Here is a 14109-nt window from a genome sequence, read left to right on the forward strand (position 1 = left end):
CTTTCTAAGCCTTGTGGTTAAAAATAGAACGATTCATTGACGAGTGTAACTGTTGATTCACTGGATTTTTATAAATAAAGTCCTCTTCTGGTCGATCTGTGAACAGGTCGAGGCTCATGTTGACAAAGTCAAGGGAGTGCTGCAATAATTGCTGATTCTGCTCATTCTCTTCCTTCAATTGTCCAATGACTCTGAGTAATTCTTCCCGATACTGAGTCAACCGATTTTTCGTTTCTACGTCCGTACACAATCTAATGACATCTTGCAGGGTTCCATTCGTAACAGCTACCCCTTTTTCATTAAAGATCGTGTTGGTCATTTCTTTACGTAATAGCTCGGTTTGCTGAACAGCTTTTAACAACTGTTGTTCTTTTTTGACATGTTCAGTTAGTAGTTGCATATCGTTTTTTATTAAAACTTCTCGCTTCTCCAATGCCAATGTATATAGTGCTTGGTGAAGATTCGTCAAATTATCCAACACGGCAAAGAGTTCGTTTACATGCGTCATGAGCTCCCTGTCGCTCCCCTACGATTTTTTCCAAAAAGCAATGAATTTCTCAGCGATTTGATCGCTTGGTACTTGATATGTACCGTTTTCAACCTTGCTTTTTAGTTCAGAAATTTTAGCGAGACGGGCTGAATCCATTTCTTGTTCTTCCCCTAGCTTCAGAAGCTCCCTTCCCTCAGTAGAGATCGAAACTTCATCTTTTCCCCATTTATGCTTTAATTGGCTATTCTGCTGCACTTTATTAGCCTTATTATAGGCTTGTATCATTCCTGTGCGATTCGTTTCATTAATACGCATATTTTCACCTCGATCATTGAGACTTGCGCTAGAAAGAACTTACGGCTACCCCCATATTAAGAAGTTGACCGTACTGTTTCTTAGCTACAGGATGGGAAATCACCGTTTGCTTGCTCTAGTAGTAACATCGGCTTTTCTAATGAAAACGATTAATGTTTCTGATCACCCAAAATCGTTTGGTTGGATAGTCCTATTCTTTTCTAAACTTATAGACCTGATTTCTCTTTCGCTCATCATCCGTAAGACGACGATCAACGTCCATTTGTTGTGTAATTTCACGTTGTAACTTACCCGAGCAATTTGTACACAAAGCCCCTGATTGAATAATTTCCCCACAGCTTTCACATGGGTATCCAAGGTTCGGGTTGCTTTGAACCGAAATCCGCCCTTCACGAATAAATCGGGTAATCTCTTTCACGTCGACACCCGTCCCTTCGCTCAATTGATACATGGTAGCACCGCGATTTTCCCTTTTCCTTAGGAAACTAACACATAGTTCATATTGCTTCTCTTGTTCTTTATAACACGATGGACATACATCTCTTATTCCTTTCACAAAAAGCACGTCACATATCGGACAGTTTGCTAAATGCCCTAATCCCATAATTTTCTTCCTCCCTGATTCACTTTGTTTTTGGCATGAAAAATATATGTTATCATTACTTATACTTATGTTTATTGCTTGAATTCAGTGCCGTGTGCAGTTTTTCTAGTCGACTGAATAAACTATAGGCATATATCAAGTACATGGAGGTCTTTACCATGATCGTCATTAAAACCAAGGAAGAAATTGAACTCATGCGTCAAGCTGGCATCATTTTAGCCAGTATTCACCAAAAAATTGCTACCATGATTCAACCAGGCATTACGACTTGGGAAATCGATCAATTCGTAGAACGCTATCTGAAAGAACATGGTGCCACGCCGGAGCAAAAAGGTTATCATGGCTATCCCTATGCCACATGTGCATCCGTTAACGATGTCATTTGCCACGGATTCCCTACTAAAAAGGAATTAAAAGATGGTGATATCGTGACGATCGACATGGTTGTTAATCTTAATGGATGGTTGGCCGACTCGGCTTGGTCATATGGGGTAGGACAAATCTCTGAAGAAGCTGATCGTCTGTTAACCACCACCAAGGAATCTCTGTATCTAGGTATTGAGCAAGCAGTTGTTGGCAATCGTATCGGCGATATCTCCCATGCCATTCAAAAATTCGCCGAAGAGCGCGGATTCTCTGTCGTCCGTGATTTTACCGGCCATGGAATTGGCAAAAAAATGCATGAAGATCCATATGTTCCACACTACGGGCCTGCTGGTAAAGGAGTTCGCTTAAAGGAAGGCATGGTTCTCACCATTGAGCCCATGCTAAATGTAGGAACTTATCATGCAGTCGTTGATGAAGAAGATGGGTGGACAGCACGTACACGCGACGGTAAATTATCAGCTCAGTACGAACACACTCTTGCCATTACGGCAGATGGGCCACAAATCCTAACTCAATTATAAGTCTTCTGTACCAGAAAATCATGATTACTTATTATTTTCATCGGCAAATTTGCGGTAACAGATTTGCCGTTTTTCTTTTTCCCAGCATTTAGCGAGCCAATGTCAGACTGAAGATGGATAACTGAAGATTTTGTTTTTTTGCATAGTACGAAAGTACCCTAGCACATGCTTCAATTGTTGCCCCCGTTGTAAAAATATCATCTACTATCAGTATTCGCCAACATGTTTTTTTCCGACAAAAAGAAAATGGGTGAGAACTTAGAGATGTGGTTTGCAGGCTAGGATGAATAATAAATGCATCCTGCATACTTACAAACCGTGCTGTTCGTCCTTTTTGCTTACTCTGCTTTTCTGTTTCCTTTGGACGCTCCCATAGCGGAACACAAGGGATTCGCTGATGATAGCCCACATATTCGGCTAGCTTCTGCGCTTGATTAAATCCCCGTTCTTGCATCCGATTCCTATGCATTGGAACGTAACTAATGAGATCCACCTTTCTCCCCAGACCGTAATGAAACTGATAACCTACTAATATGAAAGTTGCACAGACTAAATACAGTCTCTCATCCCCCTGATACTTCCACTGTTTCATTAATTCTTTTGCCCACTCATTATACTGGATTACACTTCGATTTCCATTCAATTCTTGCCTATATCGACTACAATCTCGGCATATCTCAAAGTTTCCTTTACATGCTTTACCACACATTTTACAAACATTCTTCATCAGAAGTATAGCCTCTAAAACACATTCCTCACATAAAAGCAATTTCATTAGCTGATAAAAGCATCTTGGATAAAAGAAAGCAGGCACACTTTTTGATAGATGATGAATTAATTGTCTTGTTTTTTTAGCAATTTGAATCATATTTTTACAGACCAGACACTGCATCATGATTCACTCCTCTCATTCTACCATTGTTGCAGTCTCTTCCGCCAAGCGATTCATTCGTTTAATATGTCTGATAGCTTGAGTAGGGCCTGGGGCTTTCTTATTCATTAGATAGAGAATCTGTCCCTCTGGATAGTCACTGGAGCGTCCTACTCTCCCTGCTATCTGGACTAGCGAAGCTTCATCAAAGATAGCAGCATCTGCCTCCAACACAATGCAATCGCTACGTGGAATGGTTACGCCGCGTTCTAGGATCGTAGTAGTTACTATGATCATGTACACCCTTTCTCGAAAAGCACGCACCTTATGTTCCCGTGCAGGATCGGATGCATGTACTCCTTCTACTTTATCTCTCATATCTGGAAAGAAGTGCTGAACATAAGCTAACACAAAGGGAATTTCCTCAATTCGCGAGACAAATATAAAAACCTGTCTTTGTGCCTGTAAACTATTGCGTAAAAAAAATAATAGAGAAGTAATGGGCTGCAATAAATGAATGCTTCGATTTAAGTGACTTTTGATAAGCTTTGTTGGAATAGGGAGTGGGTGTCCATGGAATCTAGCTGGCAAAATAGCATGGGTAGAGGAAGTAAGCGACAGCCTTTTATGATAAGGGAACAGTTGATTGTCCACTCGTTTTGTTACTAGCTCTTTCTGTAGATAGTGTGGAGGTGTGGCGCTCAGATATAAAATCTTGCCATGGGGTACTAACGCTCGTTTTATAGCATGATACAGTGTTTCATTTTTATGGTAAGGAAAAGCATCTACTTCGTCAATTACTATCAAAGAAAAACGCTGGTAACAACGTAGCATCTGGTGTGTAGTCGAAATAATTAGTTGGCTTTGCTCCCATTTTTGCTGACTGCTCCCATGGATAGCTACGACTGAAATAGAAGGAAATACTTTTTGTAGACGTGGTGCTAATTCTAAAACGACGTCTTTACGGGGTGTAGCGATACAAACGGTTCCTCCACGAGTCAACTCTGCATCAACTGCCGGAAACACGAGCTCCGTTTTCCCTGCTCCACACACCGCCCAGATGAGAAATCTCCGTTCTTTTGAAAAAATGAATTCCTTCACCTTTTTGGCTACGATTGCTTGTCTTTTAGAGAATTGTCCATTCCATTGCAGGACAGTTGCAGAAATAGTACGACGTCCCACAGTAGAATCTGATTGACTTAACAGTTCGGCAGGCACACATATAAGGGGTACACAGCTCTTGCATCTTCCCATAGAGAGACAGTTGTAACAGTATGAGCAGGGCTGTTGACAGCTATAGCAGATGGTTCGTTCAATCTCCGTGACACTGTTGCACCGCTCACAATGATACGACAGTTGATGCTCCCACCATGAATGATTTAGTTCAAGACTAATACTGGGACGCCACTCTGCTTTTCCCTGTAAAATTAACCATTGCAGTGACATCATAAGGTAGTCTGGATTATTTTGGTTTACATAGGGGGATTCTTGAAGATTCAGCCTCTTTACCTCGTCCAATAATAACGCTCTACCTTGTAGTTTAAAAAGAAGCTGATGCGTCTGTTGCTTGTTTCTAGCAAGGAATTCTAGCAATTTTTGTTTTTCAAGCATATTAGATTCACAAGTCTTTCCTTCATCCTCTATTTCTTCAAAGCTGAAGGCGTAGGATCGCCCGTAGGAATAATTTTCACCTACCTCCTTTACAGATAGGCGATTTACCTCTTTCGTGTAGCCTTGAGCCAACAGACGTGCCTGCTTGAGTGTATGAGGAACAACCCTACCATCGGCTACTTGTCGTGTAATTTTTTGGTTCACTCTATCCCTTATCGCAAAAAGTAAGGCGAGTGATTTACTTTTTCCAATAATGTGCAATCTCTGCCCGTTCTGCTCTTTCCAAAATTGCTTGTCTACCTGGAAACACGGAGTAATATATGCTAAGACAGATTGTCCATCTTCTTTGATATAAAGAACATATTCATGCATAATATCTATCCCCCTTGTCCTTATTGTTAAAAAAGACAATGGGATCGCGCAAGAAAAAAGAGACCAGCCTGTAACTTAGCTAGCCTCTTTTCCATCTGTTCTCAAATCGATGACAACGACTGGTTCTCTTCCTGCTTGTTGTTCTCTTATGGTATCTGGATGGACTCGGTATAATATCTCCGTCATCCGTGGCGTATCGTCAGAAGAGCCTTCATCCACAAAACTAATACTAATTGGCTGTCCATATAAACCGGACTGAAACATCAGGGTGCGTACAGCCTCTTCAACTCGATGCTCTGAATTATGCAAAAGTAGTTGATAATGTGTCAAGGTCAAAGGTTCCATAATAGCAGTGGCCCTACCTGACTCCATCCAGATGTAGAACATTTTCAGCAAAAGAGCGGAGCAGCCGTATGCTGCAAACAACCAGATCATAAAATCAGCTAACACGGTCATCCCCTCCTTTAATAAGGTATGCCGTACTGCTTGACTTGGTTGCTTTCTCTACGCTCATTTTTCATAAGTTTTGTATGATCCGTTTAAAAACCTTACAGCTTTACCCAGCCATTCTTTATTGATATAACTACAGCTTGAGTCCGATCCTGTACATTTAGCTTTTGCAAAATACTACTTACATGGTTTTTAACCGTCTTTTCACTAATAAATAAATATTCACCGATCATTCGGTTGCTTTTTCCTTCTGCCATTAATTGCAATACTTCACGCTCACGACGCGTCAAGGATTCTATAATGCGCGGGTCCATCACTGGTGACTCTTCGAACGTAATACTACGATCCATTGACTCTTCCTGCTCGCTTAAACGACGGAATTCATCGATTAACTTTCCGGTCACTTTCGGGTGGATATACGCCCCACCTTGGGCCACCACACGTACCGCTTCTACCAATTCAGAAGTACCCATATCTTTTAATAAATATCCAGATGCCCCTGAACGAAGTGTGCGATAGACATATCCTTCATCATCATGAATGGATAAAATAATCACTTTTGTTTCTGGACTAATTTTTACGACTTCTTCTGCAGCCGCAACACCGTTTACGTTCGGCATATTAATATCCATCAATAACACATCTGGTCTATATTCAGCTACTAGCTTGGGAGCTTCCATCCCATCTGAGCCCTCACCCACCACTTTGAAACCAGATTCCATATCAAGTATTCTCTTTACGCCTTCACGAAACAATTGATGATCGTCTACTAACACGATTTTAATTTCATCCAACAATTTTTCCACCGTAATTAACCCCCCTGTTTGCCGGTACTTTTGAATACTGACGCGGGCTGAAGCGGTATTTGAAACACCACTCTAGTCCCTTCCTTGTTATTGGACGTAATGCCGATTCTACCATTCAGTAATTGGCAACGTTCCTTCATTCCCATTATTCCGAACGATTGTCCTTTTTTGCTAACCTCACTCACATTAAATCCAATTCCATCATCTTTTACGACAATAAACATGTTTTCCAGCTGAAACTCAACCTTTATTTGGACAAAATTAGCTTTCGCATGCTTGTACACATTGTTTAGGCATTCCTGAACTAAGCGAAAAGCTGCTGCCTTAAATGAACTTTCCAGCGTATGTTCTTTACCAAAAACAATTAGATCAATATGTAATTTACTACGATCCTCAAAGGTTTGTATATACTTTTGCAAAGTTGGAATGAGTCCTAAGTCATCTAAAGCCATTGGTCTCAAGTCAAAAATAATTTTTCTAACATCTGCTAAGCTCATTCTTACAATTTCCTTTAAGCTACCTAACTCCTGTTGAGCATCCTGTATTGCGTCGTTTTTCAACATTTTTTCTACAATTTCTGTACGCAATACCACATTGGCCATGGATTGTGCAGGTCCATCATGGATCTCTCGGGCTACCCGCTTACGCTCCTCTTCCTGAGCCTGAATAATTTTCAGTCCCATAAGCTGATGTTGCTTGGCAGACTCCAATGCTTCCTCCACTTTGGACAAGTCCCCTGCTAAAAAGCTGTGAACCACGCTGATCTGACTTAAAAGCCCTTCTGCTCTAGTAATTGTCTCTAAGATATTCCGCAGACGAAACTCTAGCTCATCACGGCGTTTCTTGAGATTATTTTCTCGCTCACGCATTAAGGATAGCTCTATCTGAACATTATGAGCTTCTTCATAAGCTGCACGAATATCTGTTTCCGTAAAGCTTTGAAAATTACGGCTTACCTGCACCAATCTCGACCTTGATCGGCGGGACTGTAACTCTAGATTATCAACATTCTGGATCACTTCTGTTAATACTTGCCGTATTTCAACAATCTCTTTTTTGATTGCATTACTCTCCGAACGAGCCCCTTCTGCAATTTGAAATATTTGCTCTTTGCTCATTTCAACCGTTCGAATCGTTTTTTTAATGACCCCATCTAGAAGGCTGATATCAATGCCTTTATCCATGGGTTTCCCCCTTATTGTTCCATTTTTACTTTGGTAAATAGTTCGAGGAGCTGGGGTGCACCTACCTTGCGTATTCCTGCATCGAATCTCGGGATGGAATATGGATTTTCATTTGGCTTCACAACGTCTCTCCTAGATGTAAAGACATATTGATATCCAGCTTCCTTTACCGAGTCAATCACAATGTTGCTTGTATAGCCTTGGGGTAAAGAGAGAGAGGGTATAGGCTTTTTCACAAGTTGTTCTAAGCCCACCTTTGACATCTTAAAATCAACAAATAAACGACTTCGGTACTCTTCCTCATTCTCTGCACGTTGAAATTCTTCTAGGTATACAGGCTCCGTCCCCGCTTTCTGAACTCCCCACTCATCCAGCTCTTTATGTTCATGTAAACTGAATGTGTGCGAGCCAATATCAACTAAGCCGGAAGCCAGCATTTCGTCAATTTGTTGATAAGTTAAAGGAACGGTCATATTTTCTCGCTTTCGATCTAAAGTATCCCGCAATCTGCCTGCAATGACAAAAGCTGCAGACGGATACCCATATTTAGAAAGCAACGGATATGCTTCTGTGTAATAACTTTCATAGCCGTCATCAAACGTAAGTAAAACTGCATTCTCTTTGGCAGTTACGCCTGTTTGCATAAAAGTAAAAAACTCACTTAGGCTGATAGGCTGAAGGTTATGTTCCTTTATAAACTGTAAGTGCTCACCAAACTGCTCTGGTGTCATTACAAAAGGCTTATTACTGTCACGGGTAATGTGATGATAATTCAAGACTACAACCTTGTCTTTATACCATCTCTCGTTTGATAGCTTTTCCTTTGGTTTACTATTTCTAGAAGATGTTTGCTCTAGATCTAACTCTTTATGTTCTAATAAATGAGACGTATGATCCCCCGTCTTTTGTTGCACATAATCCGTATTTTCTACTCCAACACTCTCTGGTCTAAGCCAATACACAAGGGTAGAAAACAGGAGGAGAAGAAAGAAAAAGACGAGAAAGAAAGGCTTTTTCCTCATGATGCGCCATATTCCTTTCGATCTTATTATAGTGCTTTTCGACAAAGATTTACAGAATCCTCTACGTAGTCTAACCCATTGAAGTTGTACTTGCCTAGCCTTTTTCGCAATTTTTGTAAGAAAAAAGAAGCCTAGGAAAATCCCAGGCTTCTTTGTATTTTTTACAGGTTAGCAGCGTCTTTTTTCAGATCTTCTGCTTTATCTGTACGCTCCCATGGTACATTAAGATCATTACGACCAAAATGACCATATGCTGCGGTTTGTTTATAGATCGGACGACGTAGGTCTAATTGCTTAATGATACCTGCTGGACGTAGATCAAAGTGTTTACGAACCAATGCTACCAAATCAGATTCCGCAATTTTTCCTGTTCCAAATGTATTTACAGCGATAGATACCGGTTGAGCTACCCCGATTGCATAAGCTACCTGTACTTCACAATGTTCAGCAAGACCTGCTGCTACAATGTTTTTCGCTACATAGCGAGCTGCATAAGCACCAGAACGGTCTACTTTTGTAGGATCTTTACCGGAGAATGCACCACCGCCATGACGAGCGTAACCGCCATACGTATCTACGATGATTTTACGGCCAGTTAAACCAGCATCCCCTTGAGGACCACCGATTACGAAACGACCAGTTGGGTTAATAAAGTATTTCGTTTGATCGTCTAACAGATTTGCAGGAACGATCGGTTTAATTACTTGCTCCATTAGATCCTTTTTAATCTGATCTAGTTCTACTTCTGGAGCATGTTGAGTAGAAATAACAATTGTGTCGATGCGAACTGGCTTATCGCCATCGTATTCAACTGTTACTTGAGTTTTACCATCTGGACGAAGGTATTGAAGCGAACCATTTTTGCGCACTTCTGTCAGACGACGAGCCAATTGGTGAGCCATACTGATTGGTAGAGGCATCAATTCTGGAGTTTCGTTGCAAGCATAACCAAACATTAGACCTTGGTCACCTGCACCGATCGCTTCGATTTCTGCATCAGTCATACTACCTTCACGAGCTTCCAACGCCTGATCAACACCTAGTGCGATATCTGCTGATTGCTCGCCGATTGCAGTAATGACACCGCATGTATCTGCATCAAAACCATATTTTGCACGATCGTAACCAATTTCACGAATCGTATCTCTTACTAGCTTTTGGATATCTACATACGTAGAAGTTGTGATTTCACCTGCCACAAGTACTAAACCAGTGGTAACAGATGTCTCGCATGCTACACGAGCATTTGGATCTTTCGATAAGATCGCATCAAGAATAGAATCAGAGACTTGGTCACAAATCTTATCTGGATGTCCTTCAGTAACGGACTCAGATGTAAACAAGCGACGCCCTTTTTGCAATTCCATACTAAAAACCTCCTTCAACTGGAAACATGATATATAATATGTTTGCCGAGCCAGGTTTCCATCACGACAAAAAGAAAAACCTTTCCCTTCGTTGAGGAAAAGGTTGCTTTTCTAGTGCGTTCCTTAACCCTCTTATCGGCCAGAGTGAGTCTAACTATTTAAATAGTTATCCTTTCTCTGCTGGTTAGCACCGCTCAAAACGGTTGCCGGGCTTCATGGGGCCAGTCCCTCCGCCTACTCTGGATAAGAGTAATATCCATGATTTATAGAATAATCTTTTTTTAGAAGGGTGTCAATGTACTTCAGTAAAATAATCCGATATTTTACAATTGGAATGATTTAGCTAAAACGGTAACCATTTCTCCTCGCTTTACCGGACGCTCCGGCTTAAAGGTTCCATCCTGATAACCATGTAACCAACCATAGCGTGAAAGGGTCTCTATTGCAGCCACCGCCCAATGTGAATTAGGCACATCCCGATAAGAAATACTAGACGATTTTGATACGTTTAGTTTCTTAGCACGCGCAATCATCAAAGCCATCTCTGCTCGATTAACAGATCGATCCGGTTCAATTTTTCCGTTGAAGCCGTTCATAATCCCCAATTGTGACGCCTGTAATAGACTCTCATACGCCCAATGCTTTTTGTTTAAATCCTTATAGGTATTAGTACCCACTCGACCAACAGGTATCTTTTTGGCCTTCATCGAACGTAGAAGCATATCTGCAAACTCAGCTCGTGTCATATTTGCATCTGGACGGAAACTATACGTATTAGGTACCGTAATAACCCCACGTTGAGTTAAGCGCCCTATATCATTTCTAGCCCAATGCCCATGTATGTCTCGAAAACCTCCATACATTTCCTGACGAGTTAACGTAAATCGATATGCATCATAACGAAATGGTGTGGTGCTGGTTAGCTTCAGATAGTATGTGCCTGCAGCTAATTTCCGTTCAAAGACGATGCTATTATCTTGTCCAGAAACCTTTTCCGCTCGAATCGCATATTTCATATCGCGACTATCATAAATACTCATCATGATCTTAACCTGTGGCGGTACATAAGGTGCTCGAATAGTAACGTACGTTTCTTTTGGTATCGAAAATGTAAACCAATCGTTATCTGCTTCCGAAGAAATTGTTCCCGTAATCAAACTGTTATCCCCTAGTTTTGTAGCTAAACGATACGTGTCGTTTGGTTCGTTTGGGTCTTTTCGTTCCGGCATATAATTTAGCTGAAAAAAGTACTCCCCGCTCACAGCAGCAGGATAGCTGTTCTGAATTTGGAACAAATAGCGACCTGGTGTAACATTCATCTCTAAGCTTTCTAACGGATCGGTTGCTGAGCTACTATCAAGAAATATTCCGCCAGATGTCTTATCACGTTCTTTACGTACCCTAATTTGTGGGTCTAATCGTAGTGTATCTGTATCCACGCGCAGATAAAGCTTACCTGGATCACGTACAAAATAGGAATACCAATCAACATCCTGTGCTGTATGAAAATTTCCCTTGATCTCAATATTATTACCAGGAGGCAAGGGTCGGACTTGATCAATACTATTATTTGGCTCATATCGATCAGGCGCAATGGAAAAACGGTTCGTAATCGTGTAGTGAACCGTGCCAGATATCGCAGATCGTTGGAAATGAATGTGAACCTTCCCTGGCTTAACCGCAATTGTTGCAGTTGTCTTATTTCCAAAATAGTACGTATCTTGAGGCTTTCCATCCTGATAAACGCTAGCGGCCAATGGAGCAGGGGTATCCACCGATACGTCTGCTTTTAATTCTAAGGTTCCCTCATATGGAATATCGGTGTAAAACCAATCGCTCTTATCTTTATCGCTCAGAGAACCGCGGATTTGGCTTTCCATTGGGAATGCGGCCGCTGTACTCTGTGTATTGTTGGGTTCATTTATATCATCAGGTAGTCTACTCATTACTGCCTTCTGAACATTTAAAAGCCCATAACCTGTTCGTTTATCCCATCTAGCTCCATGTAATTTGGTTGCTGAGTGGTACAAAAGCTGTCGTACTTCTAACGGTTTCATCTTTGGGTTTCTCGCAAGAATTAGCGCCGCTGCACCGGCTACCTGAGGAGCTGCTGCAGAGGTACCCTTCATAGAATCATACCCGCCACCTCTTGCTGTCGTGTACACATTCACACCTGGAGCCACCAGATTAATTTCTGGTCCAAAATTAGAACGACTATGGATGGCATTAGAGTTAGTAACAGCGCCAACTGCGATTACCGTCGGAAAAGCAGCAGGATAGTTAACACGACTACCTTCATTTCCAGAAGCCGCTACAACAACAACTCCTCGGCCCTCCGCAAAATCTATTGCATCTTCCAGCGCTTTCGAATAATACAGTGTGCTGGCTGACATAAGAACAACTTTAGCTCCCTCAGTGACCGCTCGTTTTATTCCCGCTGCTAAACGGTCAGATGACGAAAATCCTTTTTTATCCAAGACTTTGATCGGCAGAATCTTAGCATTCCACAATACCCCTGTTACCCCTAGAGCATTGTTTCCTTTAGCTCCTAATACCCCGATCACATTGGTTCCATGCCCGTTTAGATCCGATGCACTTTCCCCTTGTACCAAATTAATAGTAGGTAACAGATTGTCCTTTAAATCTGGATGAGAAGAGTCCACCCCAGAATCAAGTACTGCAATCTTAATGGTTGTATTGCTGTTGACGATCCCCCAAGCCTCAACCGCTTTAATCTGCGGTAGATGAAGCTGTTTTGAAAAATAAGGATCGTTCGGACTGGTAGATGCCCGCGCAGGTGCCTCACCAATTGTAAAAGTAATTACGGCCATAACCGCTGGAATTATCATTCTTTTTGTCAACTGTGAATATAGCATATGGTGCCCTTTCCTCCTTCTCCTGTAAAGAAGTAAATCAGGAAGGATTAGCGTTCTTAATCTTTCGATTGTTCTTTTATATAGCATAGTATAGGCTTGCTCAAGAGACAACTATTTCCTGCGCCTAAATATTTCCAAATCATTATAGACAAAGACCCCTCTCTTCACGAAAGGGGTCATGGAAAGGATTACTGAATGAATCCCTTGTTATTTTCATGTAATTCTAGCTTCTGAGCTTTTACATCTTTATCCTGTCTTGCATCTGGTACATATGCTTTGCATTTAGACAAGTCTAGCTCTTTGCCTTCTAATGAACTTGCTGGAATATAGAATCCCCATACACGTTGAGTTTTAGGCTTAATATAGAGACTATGCAAACCAAAATGCATACGTGCAATGTCTCTTCCAATCTCATCACGGATATATACAGGTACCTCTGTGAATTCTACACGTTTATCCAAACCATTCATAAAGGCTACAATGACTTTTAAGCCACCATCCTGAACCTGAACTAAATCAATAGCTGTCAACTCTACTTGACCGTCTCGGATCGGGAAAAGGTCTTTTACCTTTTGTATATATGACTCTTCTTCTTCATCCGTTAAGCCATTGTGTTTCTCCACTAGCTTTTCTTCCATCTTATATTGATCTAATCTTTCTTTATCATAGACCATAAATAATTGCGTATCATCTTCAGGCATGAACAAGAAATCATCCCATGTGAAAAGGAATTCGCATGGGCTTGCAGACATATCTTGTAAACCACCCATTGTTAACATCTCAAAGGATTTACGTGCTACTACTTTACCATCAGAAGTAACCAAAGCCAGTGGTAATTTATTTAGCATAATATCCTGATGTGTAGCATTACGAACAAATGTCATTACTAAGAAACCTGTATTTAATACATTAGTAAAGAACGGAAAAATCCCTACCTCATCACGGACAACCGGTGGCAACTCATCGTGAATAAATTGCAACAACTCAACGTCCATCTCTTCCAAATTCTTGGAACCTAAACTATTCAAGTTTAGAAACAATTCCTTGGAAGGGATGCGGTTAGACGATTGTTCAGGCTGCTCAATCCCAGACACACCTAGGTAAAATTCTTTTTGTAGAAATTCATGAATATCCTCACGGGCCTGCTCTAATCCCTGTTTAGAACCAAACCAATTTGCTAATTGCCAACTCATCCTATAACCTCCTGTGCATAAGGCAAGGCGACATGCTATA

Annotated in this window: 13 protein-coding genes and 1 riboswitch; of the genes, 1 reads left to right on the forward strand and 12 read right to left on the reverse strand. The window is 41.2% G+C overall.

What is annotated here, in order from left to right:
• Positions 1-4 precede the first annotated feature (4 nt).
• The 3 genes from BrL25_RS08630 to BrL25_RS08640 form a co-directional block, all read right to left on the reverse strand.
• Positions 5-508 (reverse strand): flagellar protein FlgN, encoded by a 504-nt coding sequence (locus BrL25_RS08630; protein WP_018669791.1) that lies wholly within the window; start codon positions 506-508, stop codon positions 5-7.
• An 18-nt stretch (positions 509-526) separates the two neighbouring features.
• The gene (gene flgM / locus BrL25_RS08635) at positions 527-805 is read right to left on the reverse strand and encodes a flagellar biosynthesis anti-sigma factor FlgM (RefSeq protein WP_018669790.1); all 279 of its coding nucleotides are present in this window, start codon (positions 803-805) and stop codon (positions 527-529) included.
• Between the two features lie 190 nt (positions 806-995).
• On the reverse strand, positions 996-1409 hold the full coding sequence (locus BrL25_RS08640) for a TIGR03826 family flagellar region protein (protein WP_018669789.1): 414 nt from the start codon (positions 1407-1409) through the stop codon (positions 996-998).
• 158 nt (positions 1410-1567) lie between these two features.
• On the opposite strand from BrL25_RS08640, the gene map reads away from it, so the two are divergent.
• Positions 1568-2317 carry a type I methionyl aminopeptidase gene (gene map, locus BrL25_RS08645; RefSeq protein ID WP_018669788.1) on the forward strand — a complete coding sequence of 250 codons (750 nt, stop codon included), beginning with the start codon at positions 1568-1570 and terminating at the stop codon, positions 2315-2317.
• An 88-nt stretch (positions 2318-2405) separates the two neighbouring features.
• On the opposite strand, the gene BrL25_RS08650 is transcribed toward map, so the two are convergent.
• The 9 genes from BrL25_RS08650 to BrL25_RS08690 all read right to left on the reverse strand — a co-directional run bounded on the left by BrL25_RS08650 (position 2406) and on the right by BrL25_RS08690 (position 14069).
• On the reverse strand, positions 2406-3212 hold the full coding sequence (locus BrL25_RS08650; RefSeq protein WP_206765410.1) for a ComF family protein: 807 nt from the start codon (positions 3210-3212) through the stop codon (positions 2406-2408).
• Positions 3213-3224: 12 nt separating this feature from the next.
• The gene (locus tag BrL25_RS08655; RefSeq protein ID WP_018669786.1) at positions 3225-5171 is read right to left on the reverse strand and encodes an ATP-dependent helicase ComFA; all 1947 of its coding nucleotides are present in this window, start codon (positions 5169-5171) and stop codon (positions 3225-3227) included.
• A 75-nt stretch (positions 5172-5246) separates the two neighbouring features.
• The gene (locus tag BrL25_RS08660; RefSeq protein ID WP_206765409.1) at positions 5247-5627 is read right to left on the reverse strand and encodes a hypothetical protein; all 381 of its coding nucleotides are present in this window, start codon (positions 5625-5627) and stop codon (positions 5247-5249) included.
• 92 nt (positions 5628-5719) lie between these two features.
• A complete protein-coding gene (locus BrL25_RS08665) occupies positions 5720-6427 on the reverse strand; it encodes a response regulator (protein WP_018669784.1) in 708 nt (235 codons plus the stop codon).
• Between the two features lie 5 nt (positions 6428-6432).
• On the reverse strand, positions 6433-7611 hold the full coding sequence (locus BrL25_RS08670; RefSeq protein ID WP_018669783.1) for a sensor histidine kinase: 1179 nt from the start codon (positions 7609-7611) through the stop codon (positions 6433-6435).
• Positions 7612-7622: 11 nt separating this feature from the next.
• A complete protein-coding gene (locus BrL25_RS08675; RefSeq protein WP_018669782.1) occupies positions 7623-8633 on the reverse strand; it encodes a polysaccharide deacetylase family protein in 1011 nt (336 codons plus the stop codon).
• 161 nt (positions 8634-8794) lie between these two features.
• Positions 8795-10000: a methionine adenosyltransferase gene (gene metK / locus BrL25_RS08680; RefSeq protein WP_018669781.1), complete on the reverse strand. Its 1206-nt coding sequence runs from the start codon at positions 9998-10000 to the stop codon at positions 8795-8797.
• Positions 10001-10129: 129 nt separating this feature from the next.
• Positions 10130-10250: riboswitch (SAM riboswitch) on the reverse strand.
• Between the two features lie 73 nt (positions 10251-10323).
• A complete protein-coding gene (locus tag BrL25_RS08685) occupies positions 10324-12876 on the reverse strand; it encodes a S8 family peptidase (protein ID WP_018669780.1) in 2553 nt (850 codons plus the stop codon).
• Between the two features lie 188 nt (positions 12877-13064).
• Positions 13065-14069, reverse strand: a complete 1005-nt coding sequence (locus BrL25_RS08690) for an SLAP domain-containing protein (protein ID WP_018669779.1) — start codon at positions 14067-14069, stop codon at positions 13065-13067.
• Positions 14070-14109: the final 40 nt, after the last annotated feature.

This window comes from Brevibacillus laterosporus DSM 25 (assembly GCF_002706795.1).
GTDB lineage: Bacteria > Bacillota > Bacilli > Brevibacillales > Brevibacillaceae > Brevibacillus_B > Brevibacillus_B laterosporus.